This is a genomic window from Canicola haemoglobinophilus (assembly GCF_002015075.1).
Taxonomy (GTDB): domain Bacteria; phylum Pseudomonadota; class Gammaproteobacteria; order Enterobacterales; family Pasteurellaceae; genus Canicola; species Canicola haemoglobinophilus.
In genome coordinates this window covers 32,128-46,861 of record NZ_MUXZ01000012.1, presented here as the reverse complement: position 1 = coordinate 46,861, position 14,734 = coordinate 32,128, and the positions used below count along the sequence as shown (strand labels likewise).

19 protein-coding genes and 1 riboswitch are annotated in these 14,734 nt (G+C 36.0%); of the genes, 18 read left to right on the top strand and 1 reads right to left on the bottom strand.

Translation table 11 applies throughout. The features are described from left to right. Position 1: 1 nt before the first annotated feature. From B0186_RS05250 to hpt, 8 genes are all read left to right on the top strand, one after another. Complete coding sequence (locus tag B0186_RS05250; RefSeq protein WP_078218336.1) at positions 2-1,222, top strand: type II secretion system F family protein; 1,221 nt, start codon at positions 2-4, stop codon at positions 1,220-1,222. Continuing rightward, the gene (locus B0186_RS05245) at positions 1,219-1,926 is read left to right on the top strand and encodes a prepilin peptidase (RefSeq protein WP_078218335.1); all 708 of its coding nucleotides are present in this window, start codon (positions 1,219-1,221) and stop codon (positions 1,924-1,926) included. The genes B0186_RS05250 and B0186_RS05245 overlap by 4 nt, the downstream gene beginning before the upstream one ends. A gap of 18 nt (positions 1,927-1,944) precedes the next feature. Beyond that, entirely contained in the window at positions 1,945-2,562 is a 618-nt protein-coding gene (gene coaE / locus B0186_RS05240) for a dephospho-CoA kinase (RefSeq protein WP_078218334.1), read from the top strand. Between the two features lie 26 nt (positions 2,563-2,588). After that, positions 2,589-2,783, top strand: coding sequence for a DNA gyrase inhibitor YacG (gene yacG, locus B0186_RS05235; protein WP_078218333.1), 195 nt, complete (start codon positions 2,589-2,591; stop codon positions 2,781-2,783). A gap of 10 nt (positions 2,784-2,793) precedes the next feature. Then, positions 2,794-3,060: a GNAT family N-acetyltransferase gene (locus B0186_RS05230; RefSeq protein WP_078218332.1), complete on the top strand. Its 267-nt coding sequence runs from the start codon at positions 2,794-2,796 to the stop codon at positions 3,058-3,060. Between the two features lie 149 nt (positions 3,061-3,209). Next, a riboswitch (glycine riboswitch) is annotated at positions 3,210-3,327 on the top strand. 103 nt (positions 3,328-3,430) lie between these two features. Continuing rightward, complete coding sequence (locus B0186_RS05225; protein WP_078218331.1) at positions 3,431-4,804, top strand: alanine/glycine:cation symporter family protein; 1,374 nt, start codon at positions 3,431-3,433, stop codon at positions 4,802-4,804. A 254-nt stretch (positions 4,805-5,058) separates the two neighbouring features. Further along, positions 5,059-5,376: a ribosome-associated translation inhibitor RaiA gene (gene raiA / locus B0186_RS05220; protein WP_078218330.1), complete on the top strand. Its 318-nt coding sequence runs from the start codon at positions 5,059-5,061 to the stop codon at positions 5,374-5,376. Between the two features lie 175 nt (positions 5,377-5,551). Continuing rightward, entirely contained in the window at positions 5,552-6,091 is a 540-nt protein-coding gene (hpt, locus tag B0186_RS05215) for a hypoxanthine phosphoribosyltransferase (protein WP_078218329.1), read from the top strand. 40 nt (positions 6,092-6,131) lie between these two features. Here hpt and B0186_RS05210 read toward each other — a convergent pair whose 3' ends face one another. Further along, positions 6,132-6,395 carry a DUF5339 domain-containing protein gene (locus B0186_RS05210; protein ID WP_235817184.1) on the bottom strand — a complete coding sequence of 88 codons (264 nt, stop codon included), beginning with the start codon at positions 6,393-6,395 and terminating at the stop codon, positions 6,132-6,134. 493 nt (positions 6,396-6,888) lie between these two features. Here B0186_RS05210 and B0186_RS05205 point away from each other — a divergent pair, with 493 nt between their 5' ends. From B0186_RS05205 to pal, 10 genes are all read left to right on the top strand, one after another. Beyond that, positions 6,889-8,454 (top strand): cytochrome ubiquinol oxidase subunit I, encoded by a 1,566-nt coding sequence (locus B0186_RS05205; protein ID WP_078218327.1) that lies wholly within the window; start codon positions 6,889-6,891, stop codon positions 8,452-8,454. A gap of 14 nt (positions 8,455-8,468) precedes the next feature. Then, positions 8,469-9,605 (top strand): cytochrome d ubiquinol oxidase subunit II, encoded by a 1,137-nt coding sequence (cydB, locus tag B0186_RS05200; RefSeq protein ID WP_078218326.1) that lies wholly within the window; start codon positions 8,469-8,471, stop codon positions 9,603-9,605. Positions 9,606-9,617: 12 nt separating this feature from the next. Further along, positions 9,618-9,716, top strand: coding sequence for a cytochrome bd oxidase small subunit, CydX/CbdX family (locus B0186_RS05195; protein ID WP_078218325.1), 99 nt, complete (start codon positions 9,618-9,620; stop codon positions 9,714-9,716). Positions 9,717-9,720: 4 nt separating this feature from the next. Continuing rightward, on the top strand, positions 9,721-10,008 hold the full coding sequence (locus B0186_RS05190; protein WP_078218324.1) for a cyd operon YbgE family protein: 288 nt from the start codon (positions 9,721-9,723) through the stop codon (positions 10,006-10,008). 196 nt (positions 10,009-10,204) lie between these two features. Then, positions 10,205-10,609: a tol-pal system-associated acyl-CoA thioesterase gene (ybgC, locus tag B0186_RS05185; RefSeq protein ID WP_078218323.1), complete on the top strand. Its 405-nt coding sequence runs from the start codon at positions 10,205-10,207 to the stop codon at positions 10,607-10,609. A gap of 18 nt (positions 10,610-10,627) precedes the next feature. Further along, entirely contained in the window at positions 10,628-11,311 is a 684-nt protein-coding gene (gene tolQ, locus B0186_RS05180) for a protein TolQ (protein WP_078218322.1), read from the top strand. A 69-nt stretch (positions 11,312-11,380) separates the two neighbouring features. Further along, positions 11,381-11,803, top strand: coding sequence for a colicin uptake protein TolR (tolR, locus tag B0186_RS05175; RefSeq protein WP_078218321.1), 423 nt, complete (start codon positions 11,381-11,383; stop codon positions 11,801-11,803). 19 nt (positions 11,804-11,822) lie between these two features. Next, positions 11,823-12,920 carry a cell envelope integrity protein TolA gene (gene tolA / locus B0186_RS05170; protein WP_078218320.1) on the top strand — a complete coding sequence of 366 codons (1,098 nt, stop codon included), beginning with the start codon at positions 11,823-11,825 and terminating at the stop codon, positions 12,918-12,920. Between the two features lie 28 nt (positions 12,921-12,948). Further along, on the top strand, positions 12,949-14,253 hold the full coding sequence (gene tolB, locus B0186_RS05165; RefSeq protein ID WP_078218319.1) for a Tol-Pal system beta propeller repeat protein TolB: 1,305 nt from the start codon (positions 12,949-12,951) through the stop codon (positions 14,251-14,253). 9 nt (positions 14,254-14,262) lie between these two features. Then, positions 14,263-14,721: a peptidoglycan-associated lipoprotein Pal gene (pal, locus tag B0186_RS05160; protein WP_078218318.1), complete on the top strand. Its 459-nt coding sequence runs from the start codon at positions 14,263-14,265 to the stop codon at positions 14,719-14,721. The last annotated feature ends 13 nt before the right edge of the window (positions 14,722-14,734 follow it).

The following is a 14,734-nucleotide window of genomic DNA, read 5'->3' as shown; positions in this document are numbered from 1 at the left end:
TATGCAGAAATTGAAACTATTTTCATGGAAAGCCACTAATTTTTTACAGCAAAAACAAGCTGGAATGCTGGTCATTGAAACGGAGCAAGCGGCTAAAAATTATCTATTACAGCAAGGTTTGACTAATGTATCTTTACAACGACAGTGGCAACTGAGTTCAAAGCCTAAGAGTGCGGAAATTTGTGGTTTATTAACGCAGTTGGCTATGTTGCTACAATCCTCCATTCCGTTAAAAGATAGCTTGCAAATTTTACTCAGAAATTGTGTCAATATTGCTTTAAATCAGTGGTTGAGGGATATTTTAAAAGAGCTAGAGAGCGGATTATCTTTTTCCCAATCCCTAAACAAATTAGGTTTATACTTTTCTTATCAAGAACGCCAGCTTGTTTCTGTTGGGGAAATGACGGGAGACTTAGCAACCGTTTGCCAACAAATTGCGGAACATCGCCAGCAATCCCTAACATTACAACGCAAAATTCAAAAAATTCTCCTTTATCCTATGATAGTGCTAGGAATTTCGCTTATTTTGACCGCACTTTTATTGATTTTTATCGTGCCACAATTTGCTGAAATGTATGGCGCTAATCAATCTAACCTGCCTGTTTTTACTCAATTATTATTAAATATATCCTCGTTTTTGCAGTCGTATTTTGGGCATATGGTACTTATGTTGATTTTATTTTTTCAGCTAATAAAGTTACGTTTGCGTACTTCATATAGTTTTCAGCGCAAAAAAGATTGGTTGTTATCTCATACGCCAGTGCTGAATCAAATTCTTCGACTCTCGAGATCAATAAATTTTTGTCGTAGTCTAGGGTTAATGCTTAACGCTGGTATCCCCTTACAAAATAGTTTGCTCTCTTTTCTACCCCAAAAAGCTATTAATATTCAGAAAAAAATAGAAGGTGATCTTAGTTTAATCAATGAAGTTCGTTTGATCTTGCGTGGAATTGAGCAAGGCTATCCTTTTTCGCAATCTGTGGGCAGCAATCTTTTCTCTATTCAAGCACAACAAATGTTACAAGTAGGTGAACGTAGTGGACAATTGGCTTTGATTTTGCAACAGATTGCAGCAAATCAGCAACAGCAATTGGATCATCAAATTGATTTACTTTCACAAATGCTAGAGCCTTTAATGATGGTAATTATTGGTGGGCTTATCGGCTTAATCATGCTGGGAATGTATTTACCTATCTTTAATATGGGAAGTTTAATTCAATGATTTATCTTGCTTATACTTTATTTGGCGGGCTTTGTGGCTTATGGATTTACTTTTATGCTAGTCAATTTACTTTTCGACTGAAACAACAAATTTATGTGACTTTTTGTGAGGTTTTTCCTGAAAATGCACCGCACTTTATGCCTAAATCTCTTTTGCAACAGAAAAAGTGCGGTCATTTTTCCCTGTATTTTTTAGTTGGAGGTCTTTGGGCTAATTTGTGTTTACTTTCTCAACACAATATTTATGTAGGCTTGTGGTTGGCTATTTGTGGTTATCTGATTTTTTGCCTAGCTTTAGTGGATTGGTTATATCAATTGATCTCGCCAACCTTGTGCCAACTCTTGTTTATTTTAGGTCTATTGGGAAGTTATCAAGAATTTAGTGTATTGTCTTTAGAGCAATCGTTGCTCAGTGGACTGTGTGGCTTTTTAACTTTTTATCTTCTTTATTTATGCGCAAAATTATTCTATCGCTATGAGGCGCTGGGGCGTGGTGATTATTGGTTAATGTTAGGATTGGGTAGTTTTGTTTCTTGGACAACATTACCTTTACTCGTTTCTATTGCTTGCATCAGCGGATTAGCTTATGCCTTTTGGCAGAAATCATGTAAAAAAACAACCTATATCCCCTTTGCTCCATTTTTATGTTTGTCAGCGACCATCATATACTTGCTTAATTCTTTGCGAGGGGATATTCTTCTTTGATTTTTGCAGGGGGAAAAGATGGCTTACATTGTGGGATTAACAGGTGGTATTGGTAGTGGCAAAAGCATGATCGCGGATCTGTTTGCTGAACTTGGTGTGCCTATTGTTGATGCGGATGTTGTTGCTCGAGACATTGTGGCAAAGGGTTCGCCTCTTTTAGAAGAAATTGTTTTGCATTTTGGGGAAAAAGTGCGGTTAGAAAATGGCGAGTTAAATCGGGCGGAATTACGCAAATTAGTTTTCCAAAATGAACAAGAAAAATTGTGGTTAAATAATTTATTGCATCCAGCCATTAGGGAAAAAATGTTACAGCAATTACATTCCGTTGATTATTCCTATGTGCTTTGGGTTGTTCCTCTGTTAATTGAAAATAATTTAATGGAATTATGTGATCGCGTGTTAGTTATTGATGTAGAGCCTGAGATCCAAATTTTACGAGCAAGTCAACGGGATAAGAATTCTGTTGAGTTAATCAAGCAAATTATGCAAGCCCAAGTCAGCCGTGAATTGCGTTTAAGTGTTGCAGATGATGTGATTGAAAATAATTTATCTCTTGTAGAAAATTTGGCTAATTTAAAACAAAAAGTCGCAGAATTACACCGCACTTATTTACATCTAGCACAGCTAAAAGATTGAAATAATAAAGAATTTAAGGAGATAAAATGACTAATGAAATATTTACGGTGGCTTGTCCAAACTGTCAGAAAGAAGTGATTTGGTCGGTAGAAAATCAATTTCGTCCTTTTTGTAGTAAACGCTGTCAATTAATTGATTTAGGCGAATGGGCAGCGGAAGAAAAGGCTATTCCGGGACAAGAAACAGGATTTTTGATTGATGATGAATTTAACCAAATATGAGGACTAATCAATGAATATTCAGCATACGCAAAATGAAACAGAAGGGGAGTTTTTTCTTTTAGATGAGGGGCAAAATAAAATTGCTAAGTTGAGTTATTATTTTGTCGATGCACAAACTATTAATGCTAATCATACTTATGTGGCGGACAGTTTGCGTGGGCAAGGGGTTGCAGATAAGTTATATCGGGCGTTAGTTGATTTGGTCAACCAACAACATTTGAAATTAATTCCAAGTTGTAGCTATATTGCGAAGAAATGGGAGAGAGAACAAGGCTAGATGTTGAGATTTTAATTTTATCTTGTTAGAATTTGTTCCGCTTTCATTTTGATGAAAGTGTAGTTCGGATGAAGGTAGCTGGAGAGTGGGGAATTGACCCCAAACCGACGAGGTAAAATCTTTCAGGTGCGATGGCGAGGACTGTTACTGGACGAACCCTTGGAGAGATCCAATGTGCAAGGCACAAAATGGACGCCGAAGGCGCAAAAGAGCGGTGGTTTTTTCACGGCTTTTCAAACGCTCAGGCAAAAGGACAGGGGCAAGAGATTCTTTTCGGATATAAACGCTTATCATATAAGCGTTTCTTCTTTTTTTATCCAAAAAACTTTTCGCCTCCTTGTAAACAGACTTTATTTTACGAGGAATTCTTATGTCATTAGAGACAATTTTATCATCTATCAATTCATTTGTTTGGGGACCGCCCTTACTTCTTCTTTTATCGGGTACCGGTCTTTATTTAACTTTACGTTTAGGATTTATCCAAATTCGTCACTTGCCGCGAGCATTATATTATTTATTTAATCGAGAGCGTGGCGTGGGTAAAAAAGGCGATGTATCCGCTTTTGCTGCTCTTTGTACGGCGTTAGCTGCAACTATTGGTACAGGTAATATCGTGGGTGTGGCAACTGCTGTACAGGCTGGTGGACCAGGTGCTATTTTTTGGATGTGGCTAGTGGCTTTGCTTGGCATGGCAACTAAATATGCCGAATGTTTATTAGCAGTAAAATACCGTGTTCGTGATAAACAAGGCTTTATGGCTGGTGGCCCAATGTATTATATTGAACAAGGTTTAGGCATTAAATGGCTAGCAAAATTTTTTGCTGTTTGTGGTGTATTAGTGGCATTTTTTGGTATCGGAACTTTCCCACAAATCAATGCGATTACTCATGCAATGCAAGACACATTTAATGTATCTATTGAAATTACAGCCACAATTATTACCGCACTTGTTGCATTAATTATTTTGGGTGGAGTTAAACGTATTTCCACAGTTTCATCGATTATTGTTCCATTCATGGCAGTGTTATATGTAGTGACTTCTATTGTGATTATTGTATTGAATTGGCAACAAGTACCTGCGGCAATTAGCTTGATTGTACATAGTGCATTTAACCCGCAAGCAGCGTTAGGTGGTGCATTAGGATATACGGTTTTAAAAGCCATTCAATCTGGAGTTGCAAGAGGAATTTTTTCTAATGAGTCAGGGTTAGGGAGTGCACCAATTGCCACTGCAGCAGCACAAACAAAAGAACCTGTACGTCAGGGATTAATTTCTATGACTGGCACATTTTTAGATACCATTATTGTATGTACTATGACAGGTATCGTATTGGTTTTGACTGGGGCATGGCAATCACAAGAGTTGGCTGGTGCTGCTTTAACTAATTATGCTTTTTCTGAGGGCTTAGGAACTGGATTGGGTGCTACTATTGTTACGGTAGGGCTATTATTCTTTGCGTTTACCACGATTTTGGGATGGTGCTATTATGGTGAGCGTTGTTTTGTCTATCTTACCGGTGTTAAAGCAATTAAAGTTTATCGTTCGGTTTTTATCCTTCTTGTTGCATCGGGCACATTTATTAAACTAGATATAATTTGGATTTTAGCCGATATTGTGAATGGTTTAATGGCATTTCCAAACTTAATTGCTTTAGTTGCTTTGCGTCATATTGTGATTAATGAAACTAAAGATTATTTTATGCGTATAAAACAAACTCATGCAGATCAAGATGATGTAGCTTAAATCTATTATTAAAAAATAAAGGTTGAGTATTGCGAATACCCAACCTTTTTTCTTTCAAAACTGTGAAATAATAACAAGCTAAAATAAAAATAAAAGTACTTTTTTCTAAATATGCTAGGTAGATCATAGTTTTTTATTTTTCTTCCTAAAATGTGAAAAAACACCTTGAAAACTCTTATCAAGAGGACTATTTTGTCATTAAGGATTTTTTTCTGAGTAGAAATACTCATCAATAAGTAAGAGAGGTAAATGCTATGACTCTAAACATCACAAGTAAACAAATGGAAATCACCCCAGCAATCCGTTCACACATCGAGGAAAGACTTGCTAAATTAGGAAAATGGCAAACTCAATTAATTAATCCGCATTTCATTTTAAATAAAGTGCCACAAGGTTTTGCTGTTGAGGCTGCAATTGGCACACCTTATGGCGATTTGTTCGCAAGTAGCGAATCAGACGATATGTATAAAGCTATTAATGAAGTTGAAGAGAAATTAGAAAGACAGCTAAATAAATTACAACACAAAGGAGAAGCCCGTCGTGCGAATGAAAGATTAAAAGATTCATTCTAGTAAATTGGAGCTTTCAAAAAATAGAGCGGAAATCAACCGCTCTATTTTTTTGTGAGAATGTAAATCTTCAGCTTATCAATTTAGTAGAGTTTATTTTGGTTTATAAAAGCAGATGTTTTCAACCTAGCTTTTTTGTTAGAATGTGCCGACAGTAAATTTTATAAAAGGAATGAAAATGAAAAAACATCATGTTGATATTTTAATCTCTGAGGAGGATGTTCGTTCTCGTATTCAAGAATTAGGCAGAGAAATCACACAATTCTATCAACATAAACACATAAATAAATTAGTGGTTGTAGGTTTATTACGTGGTTCATTCATGTTTATGGCTGATTTAGTAAGAGAGATTAAACTGCCTGTTGAAATTGAATTTATGACAACTTCTAGTTATGGAAGTGGAATGACAACTAACCATGATGTGCGTATAACTAAAGATTTAGATGGTGATATTAAGAATGAAGATGTTTTGATTATCGAGGATATTATTGATACTGGATATACTCTAGAAAAAGTGCGGGAGATTTTATTATTACGTTCGCCTAATTCTTTAGCAATTTGTACTTTATTAGATAAACCATCTCGCCGAGAAGTAGAAGTTTCAGTTGAATGGGTTGGTTTTACAATTCCTGACGAATTTGTTGTGGGTTACGGTATTGACTATGCACAGCGTTATCGTAATTTAGGTTATATTGGCAAAGTAGTTTTGGAAGAATGAGTAGAAATGAAAAACCTGCTAAATGTTAGCAGGTTTTTCATTATTGTTGTTTTGTATGGAGCTTAGCTAAACCCACATCACAGCTTTTAATTTGAATGTCTCGTTCCATCGCAAGAATTTGTTGTTTGCTTTGGTTTAGTTTGCTTTTTATTTTGCTTAATTGAATATGGGTCCCTAGTTGTTTTTCTGCTTCAGTAATTAGGTTTTCTGTTTCTTTGAATAATTCTTGACATTGCTCAGGTAATGTATTGGCTTGCGCATTAATTGTTATCATACCTGCAAAGATGCCAGTTAAAATAATCATTCCTGACTTGAGGTTTAGCATCATCTTCATTGGTTGCCTCTGGAGTTTTCTGTATTTTTGGAAATCTCCAAGAAGTTATCAAAAAATGATTGATGTGTCTAGTTATTGCTTAATATTTTGGTTCTTTTGTGATCTTTATTTTATTTTTAACAAATGAATGTTAAAAATTTGTTAAAATATATATCGGTTTGATATTTGTCAATATTTAAATAAGTGTTAAAGAAATGTTGTTTTTGATTTAAATCTAAAAATGTGATCTTTATAACACTTTTATTGTTTTTTCTTATAACATTTTATAGTAGAATTGGTACCGTTTTTGAGTTATCTGCGTAATATTTAATTATTGGCTGTGAAATTTATGTAAATTTTATGTTGTATTAATAATTATGAAGATAATTCATTAAATTTGCTTAAGGTTTCAACTTGAGTATTTTAGGGGTGGTTACATAGTAATCATTATGAAGAACTTGTAGCATTGCACAAGGAGTTGGAGATGTTAGACGTTGTTGAACTCTCTAGATTGCAGTTTGCGTTAACTGCGTTATATCACTTTTTGTTTGTGCCACTAACATTAGGTTTATCATTTATCCTTGTGATTATGGAAACTTTATATGTGGCTACTGGCAAAGAAGTGTACAAGGATATGACTAAGTTCTGGGGTAAATTATTTGGTATTAATTTTGCTTTAGGGGTAACAACTGGTATCATAATGGAATTCCAGTTCGGTACTAACTGGTCATATTATTCTCATTATGTTGGTGATATCTTTGGGGCACCTCTTGCTATCGAAGCATTACTTGCATTTTTCTTAGAATCAACATTTGTTGGTTTATTCTTCTTTGGCTGGAATCGTTTATCAAAAGCTAAACATTTATTAGCAACTTACTGTGTTGCTTTCGGTTCAAATTTCTCAGCTATGTGGATTTTAGTTGCGAATGGTTGGATGCAAAATCCAGTTGCATCTGAATTTAATTTTGAAACAATGCGAATGGAAATGACCAGTTTCATGGATCTTTGGTTAAATCCAGTCGCTCAAAGTAAATTCTTACATACTTTATCAGCTGGATATGTTGCAAGTGCATTTTTTGTATTAGCGATTAGTTCTTACTATATTCTAAAAGGTCGTGATATTGGATTTGCAAAACGTTCTTTCTCTATTGCGTCAGTTTTCGGTATTATTGCGACTGTTTCAGTATTAATCATGGGTGATGAATCAGGTTATGAAATTGGTCAAACACAACCTGTAAAACTAGCAGCAATGGAAGGTGAATGGCATACACAACCAGCACCAGCTGCTTGGAATATGATCGTGGTTCCTAATCAAGCTGAACAGAAAAATGATTTTGCTTTACAAATTCCATATGCGGCAGGGATTATCGTAACTCGCTCATTAGATAAACAGTTTGAAGGGTTAGTTGATCTTCAAGCACGTAATGAGCAACGAGTACGTAACGGTATGGTTGCTTATGGTTTATTACAAGAGTTAAAAGCTGAGAAGAAGGCTAATGGTCAAGTTTCTGAAGAAACTAAAGCAAAATTTAATGCAGTTAAAAATGATTTAGGATTTGGCTTATTACTTAAACGTTATACAGATGCGGTTGTTGATGCTAATGAAGCACAAATCAAACAAGCAGCGGCAGATACTATTCCAAATGTAGCACCAACTTTCTGGTCATTCCGTGTAATGATGGCTGCTGGCGGTCTAATTTTAGTTCTAATAATTGCAGCATTTGTACAAAATATGCGTAAGACTGTAGGTCGTAGTCCATTGTTACTGAAAGCATTATTATGGGGTATTCCACTTCCTTGGATCGCAATAGAAAGTGGTTGGTTCCTTGCTGAATATGGACGTCAACCATGGGCTATTTATGATGTTTTACCTGTAGGCGTTGCTGCATCTAACTTGGCTACAAGTGATCTTTGGTTATCTATTGGCCTAATTTGTGCACTCTATACAATCTTCCTCGTAGTAGAAATGTATTTAATGTTCAAATATGGTCGCTTAGGTCCAAGCTCATTGAAAACTGGTCGCTATTATTTTGAACAATCATCTAAATAAGCAGGAGCCTAACTATGATTGATTATGAATTTCTACGTTTTATTTGGTGGATCTTAGTCGGTGTATTGCTTATCGGTTTTGCAGTAACAGACGGATTTGATATGGGCGTTCTTAACTTATTACCTTTCGCTGGTAAAAAAGAAGTTGAGAAACGTATTATGATCAACTCAATTGCACCGCATTGGGATGGAAATCAGGTTTGGTTATTAACAGCTGGTGGTGCTATGTTTGCAGCATGGCCTACTGTTTATGCAACCTCTTTCTCTGGTTTTTATATTGCGATGATTTTAGTTTTAGCTGCTTTATTCTTCCGCCCAGTAGGGTTTGAATATCGCGCTAAAATTGATAATCCGACTTGGCGTAAAGTTTGGGATTGGGGATTATTTGCTGGCGGTTTTGTTCCATCATTAGTATTTGGTGTAGCATTTGGTAATTTATTACAAGGTGTTCCATTTGAATTTAATGACTTAATGCAAGTAAATTACACAGGCTCGTTCTTTGAATTGTTAAATCCATTTGCCATCCTTTGTGGTTTGATTAGCGTATCAATGTTAACAACACAAGGTGCAGCATGGTTACAAATGAAAACAACTGCTGAATTACGTGAGAGATCTCGTGTTATTACGCAGGTTGGTGCATTCGCAACATTAGTAACTTTTATTCTTGCTGGCGTTTGGTTGTATTTCAAAGAAGGATTTGTACTAACAAGTATCATTGATCATAATGCACCTTCAGATCCTATTGGTAAAACAGTTGCAGTTGAAGTGGGTGCTTGGTTTAAGAATTATTTTGATGCGCCAGTATTATTTATTTTGCCAGCATTAGCTGTTATTGGTGCGTTATTAAATATCTTAGCATCAAAAGCAAATCATTCAGGTTTTGCCTTCTTCTTCTCATCAATTACGATGGCAGGAATTATCTTAACTTGTGGCGTTGCAATGTTCCCATTTGTTATGCCTTCTATTTCTAACCCAAATATGAGTTTATTGATGTGGGATTCAACATCAAGTGAATTAACATTAACATTAATGCTTGGTTTTGCTTTAGTCTTTGTCGTTATTCTACTAGCTTATACAATTTGGGCTTATGTGAAGATGTTTGGTCGTTTAGACGCTAACTTTATTGAAGAAAACAAAAACTCATTATACTAAGGAGATAAGATTATGTTTTATGTGTTATGGGTAGTGGGTGTTTTGTTCGCTGTAATGTTAAGTGCAATTGTTACTATTGGTCTTGAAAAGACTGGTAAGCTTGACGAGTAAGTAAATGATTAACTCACTGTATCAAATTACTAATAAGGGCTCATTTAGAGCCCTTTCATTTGGCTTAGCGCTATTTTTAAGTTTATGTTTTTTCTTTAATATAGCTGAATTTTCAACATCTTTGAGAATAGCTTCACCCTATTTTATAATCTTATTAATGTGGTCAAATGCCATTTTATGGATTCATGGAATAGGTTTTGAAATGCGCTCAATCCTAGGTAAATTAATTTTCCTTCCTTTATTTGCCCAAATTCTCTCAGTATTTGTTTTGGTTAAGTATTTCTTATTTTAAAAATAAGAAGGAATAATCATAATCCCATGAATGAATGGGATTTATTTTTTCACAAAATATTTTTTATTTGAACCGCACTTTAGCTCTTGCGAATAAATCAGAGTGGCTCTAGAATAGCCAGATTTTCTTGCTTATGCTTTGAGTGAGTAAAGAAATAAGCATATATAAAGAATATTAATTTTATGGTGAGATTGTAATGTCAATATTTCAATTTCCAGTCCGTGTTTATTATGAGGATACTGATGCTGGTGGCGTTGTGTATCATGCTCGCTATCTTCATTTTTTCGAGCGAGCTAGAACGGAATATTTACGGACACTGGGCTTTTCGCAACAAAACTTATTAAGTGAGAACCAGATTGCTTTTGTTGTAAAGTCAATGCAAATTGAATATTGCGTGCCAGCAAAATTAGATGATTTATTAGTTGTGGAAACCTGTGTTGATACGGTTAAAGGCGCATCCATAGTGTTTTCACAAATCTTAAAACGTGATAAAGAAATTCTTTCAGAGGCAATTGTGAAAGTTGCATCTGTGGATCTTATAAAAATGAAACCTGTGCCTATACCTAAGGAAGTCAAAGCAGGTTTTAAAATAAACAAATAAATTTTTCGGAGTTATGTTATGACCGCTGAATTAAATTTTTTAGAATTATTTCTAAAGGCGAGTGTTGTTGTTCAAATTGTCATTGTAATCTTGATGTCTTTTTCGATTATATCTTGGGCAATTATTATTCAACGTAGCCGTATTTTAACTCGTGCATTGAAAGACCGCGCACTTTTTGAAGAACGCTTTTGGTCTGGAGAAGACTTAAATAAGCTATATGAAGGTCTTTCCAATCGTAGAGATGGTTTAACTGGTAGCGAGCAAATTTTTTATGTTGGATTTAAAGAGTTTAGCCGTTTAAAACAGGCTAATCCAGATGCACCAGAAGCTATTCTACAAGGTAGTTCTAGGGCGATGAACTTAGCAATGAATCGAGAGGTTGAGGATTTGGAAACAAGAGTTCCGTTTTTAGCTACAGTTGCATCTATCAGCCCATACATTGGTTTATTCGGGACTGTATGGGGAATTATGCATGCGTTTATGGCATTAAGTGGTGCGAAGCAGGCAACATTGCAAATGGTTGCCCCAGGTATTGCGGAGGCGCTCATTGCTACTGCAATTGGTTTATTTGCGGCAATTCCTGCAGTTATGGCCTATAATCGTTTGAGTTTACGAGTAAATAAATTAGAGCAAAATTATGGCAATTTCATTGATGAATTTACGACAATTTTGCATCGCCAAGTATTTGGTAAAAATCATTAATTTTTCAAAATTCTTCCGCACTTATTGATGAAAGTGCGGTTCTTTTTTCATAAATTTTAGGGGCTATGTATGTCTTATCGCCGTAAACGTCGAGATATTAAGTCAGAAATTAACATTATTCCTTTTTTGGATGTGTTATTGGTTCTGTTGCTTATTTTTATGGCAACAGCTCCAATTATTAGTCAAAGTGTTCAGGTTGAGCTCCCTGATGCAGTAGAAAGTCAAAATGTATCTAATGAAGATAAAACACCTGTTATTTTAGAAGTATCTGGTATTGGTCAGTATGCGCTTTCTGTTGCTGGCGAGCGCTCAGAAGGATTGACTGAAGAAATGGTGACTCAGATTTCAAAACAAGAATTTGATAAAGATAACAATACGTTATTTTTAGTCGGAGGCGCTAAAGATGTTCCTTATGAAGAAGTGATCAAAGCATTGAATTTACTTCATCTTGCAGGGATAAAGTCTGTTGGATTGATGACTAATCCACTTTAAAAAATAAGTAGGTAATGCAGTGCGTAATCATAGAAAAAACAAAGGCATTGATGCCATTTTTATATCAGTTATTCTGCATGCTATTTTATTTGCTCTACTGATGCTTGGCTCTCTCTATCATAATGTTGAAATTATGGGAGGGGGTGAAGGTGATGGAGAGGTTATCTCTGCAGTTATGGTTGATACTGGCTCAGCAGCAAGAGAATGGGGTCGTTTGCAAGAACAAAAAAAAGGAAGTTCTAATAAACCACAAATGCCTATTGAATCTGAAAAAGAAGATATTCAAAAAGAGAAAATAGAGACACCTGAAGAAAAAATAAAAGAGCAACAAGAACAAAAAAAACTTGCTGAGCAGAAGTTGAAAGAAGAAAAAGTTCGTCAAGAACTGTTAGAAAAGCAAGCTTTAGAAAAACAAAAACAGCTAGAAGAGGCAACTGCTAAGAAAGCAGCAGAGGCTGCGAAATTGAAAGCTGAAGCAGAGGCTAAGCGTTTACAAGCATTAGCTAAACAAGCTGAGGAAGAAAAAAAGGCAAAAGCAGCTGCGGAAGCAAAACAAAAAGCGGAAAAATTAGAGAAAGAGAAGGCTGAAAAGCTAGCTAAAGAAAAGGCTGAGAAACTGGCCAAAGAAAAAGAGGCTAAGGAGAAAGCAATTAAAGAAGCTAAAATACAAGCTGAAAAAGAAGCGAAAGCCAAAGCGGATATGGCGAAACGTAAGGCTGAGCAGGCTGCTTTAGATAGTTTTCTCAATGGTGGCGATATAGGCGGTGGTAGTGCCAAAGTTGGTGGAAATGCTACAGTAAAAGGTTCCGAGGGAATTGGTGCTGGCTTAGGAACAGGAGAAGGTGGTAATACAGGGGATCAGTACGCCGCTCAAATCAAAAAGGAAATTCAGCGACGTTTTCTCAAAGAACCTGGATTTGCTAATAAAGTTTGTGTTGTTGAGGTAGAATTAGCGAGGGATGGAACTATCACTAGTTTTAGAAAATTATCTGGTCCAGATGATATTTGTACCGCAGGATTATCAGCTGTATCTAGAACGAAAAAAGTACCAGCTGCGCCAAGTGATGATATTTATAGAAAATATAAAAAATTCCCATTGGAATTTAAATTAAAATAATTCAAGGAACTAAAAAGGTAAAATTAATATGAAAGTTTTTACATATTTGACTGCATTATTCACTCTATTTTTGAGTGTACTCACGCAAAGCGCTCAAGCGGAAAGCGAAGTTAGAATTGTCATTGATGAAGGGGTTGATAGTGCTCGCCCTATTGCGATAGTGCCATTTAAATGGAATGATAGTGGCTCTATGCCTGCTGATGTGGCGGATATCATTTCAGCGGATTTACGTAATAGTGGTAAATTTAATCCTATTGCGGTAAGTAAAATGCCACAACAGCCAACTACAGCAAGCGAGGTTAATTCTGAAGCATGGTCTTCTTTAGGCATTGATGCCATCGTTGTGGGACAAGTGACACCAAGTAGTAATGGATATAGCATTGCATATCAATTAGTTGACACCATTGGTGCGTCTGGAAATGCTGGGACAGTTTTAAGTCAAAATCAATATGCAGTACCTGCAAATGCTATTCGCTTGGGTGCTCATACTGTAAGTGATGAGGTTTTTGAAAAACTAACGGCAATACCAGGGGCTTTTAGAACTAAAATTGCTTATGTTGTACAAAAAAATGGTGGTTCAAAGCCATATCAAGTTCGTGTAGCAGACTATGATGGACATAATCAATTTATTGTTTATAGTAGCTCACAGCCATTGATGTCACCAGCTTGGTCACCAGACGGTAGTAAATTAGCCTATGTATCTTTTGAAAATCGTAAATCTCAACTCGTTGTACATGATTTACGTTCTGGCGCTCGCCGAGTGGCAGCTGCATTCCCTGGGCATAATGGTGCACCAGCGTTTTCTCCAGATGGCTCAAGATTAGCATTTGCTTCCTCTAAAGATGGTGTATTAAATATTTATGTTATGAATTTAGGAAGTGGGGCAGTTTCTCAGTTAACGAGTGGTGCCGGCAATAATACCGAACCATCTTGGTCACCAGATAGTCAATCTATCATTTTTACTTCTGATAGAGCAGGTGGACCACAAGTTTATCGAATGAGCGCATCAGGTGGTGGTGCATCATTAGTTTCTAGTGGTCGCGGTTACAGTGGAAAAATATCTGCTGACGGCAATACATTAGTGATGATTGCTGGCGATAATATTATTAAAAAGGATTTAACAACGGGAGCAACAGAAATGTTAAGTTCCACGTTTTTAGATGAAAGCCCAAGTATTTCGCCTAATGGAATTATGATTATTTATAGTTCTACACAAGGTTTAGGAAAGGTGCTACAATTGGTTTCTGCTGACGGCCGTTTTAAAGCGCGTCTACCAGGAAGTGACGGGCAAATTAAATTTCCAGCTTGGTCACCATATTTAAATAAAAACTAGGAGAAGTTAATGAAAAACTTTGCAAAATTATTAGTAGTAGCGGGCTCAGCAGCAGTATTAGCAGCTTGTAGCTCATCTGGTAACACATCAACTACAGAAAATGCTCAAATGTTTGGCGGTTATTCTGTAACTGACTTACAACAACGTTATAACACAGTATATTTCAAATTTGATAGCTATGATGTACAAGGTGAATACGCTCAAATTTTAGATGCTCACTCAGCATACTTAAAAGCAACACCAGCATCTAAAGTTGTTGTTGAAGGTTATACTGATGAACGTGGTACTCCAGAGTACAACATGGCATTAGGTTTACGTCGTGCTGATGCGGTGAAAAACTTTTTATCAAACAATGGTGTTCAAGCTAGCCAGCTTTCAACACTTTCTTACGGTGAAGAAAAACCAGCTGAGTTAGGTCATAATGAAGCTGCTTACTCTAAAAACCGTCGTGCTGTATTAGCATACTAATTTTCTTGAACCG

Coding starts and splice junctions, on each gene's coding strand:
- tolQ (WP_078218322.1), top strand. CDS start 10,628: ATGACCGCTGAATTAAATTTTTTAGAATTATTTCTAAAGGCGAGTGTT.
- B0186_RS05225 (WP_078218331.1), top strand. CDS start 3,431: ATGTCATTAGAGACAATTTTATCATCTATCAATTCATTTGTTTGGGGA.
- pal (WP_078218318.1), top strand. CDS start 14,263: ATGAAAAACTTTGCAAAATTATTAGTAGTAGCGGGCTCAGCAGCAGTA.
- raiA (WP_078218330.1), top strand. CDS start 5,059: ATGACTCTAAACATCACAAGTAAACAAATGGAAATCACCCCAGCAATC.
- B0186_RS05190 (WP_078218324.1), top strand. CDS start 9,721: ATGATTAACTCACTGTATCAAATTACTAATAAGGGCTCATTTAGAGCC.
- coaE (WP_078218334.1), top strand. CDS start 1,945: ATGGCTTACATTGTGGGATTAACAGGTGGTATTGGTAGTGGCAAAAGC.
- cydB (WP_078218326.1), top strand. CDS start 8,469: ATGATTGATTATGAATTTCTACGTTTTATTTGGTGGATCTTAGTCGGT.
- B0186_RS05245 (WP_078218335.1), top strand. CDS start 1,219: ATGATTTATCTTGCTTATACTTTATTTGGCGGGCTTTGTGGCTTATGG.
- B0186_RS05205 (WP_078218327.1), top strand. CDS start 6,889: ATGTTAGACGTTGTTGAACTCTCTAGATTGCAGTTTGCGTTAACTGCG.
- B0186_RS05250 (WP_078218336.1), top strand. CDS start 2: ATGCAGAAATTGAAACTATTTTCATGGAAAGCCACTAATTTTTTACAG.
- B0186_RS05230 (WP_078218332.1), top strand. CDS start 2,794: ATGAATATTCAGCATACGCAAAATGAAACAGAAGGGGAGTTTTTTCTT.
- yacG (WP_078218333.1), top strand. CDS start 2,589: ATGACTAATGAAATATTTACGGTGGCTTGTCCAAACTGTCAGAAAGAA.
- tolR (WP_078218321.1), top strand. CDS start 11,381: ATGTCTTATCGCCGTAAACGTCGAGATATTAAGTCAGAAATTAACATT.
- hpt (WP_078218329.1), top strand. CDS start 5,552: ATGAAAAAACATCATGTTGATATTTTAATCTCTGAGGAGGATGTTCGT.
- B0186_RS05195 (WP_078218325.1), top strand. CDS start 9,618: ATGTTTTATGTGTTATGGGTAGTGGGTGTTTTGTTCGCTGTAATGTTA.
- B0186_RS05210 (WP_235817184.1), bottom strand. CDS start 6,395: ATGATTATTTTAACTGGCATCTTTGCAGGTATGATAACAATTAATGCG.
- tolB (WP_078218319.1), top strand. CDS start 12,949: ATGAAAGTTTTTACATATTTGACTGCATTATTCACTCTATTTTTGAGT.
- ybgC (WP_078218323.1), top strand. CDS start 10,205: ATGTCAATATTTCAATTTCCAGTCCGTGTTTATTATGAGGATACTGAT.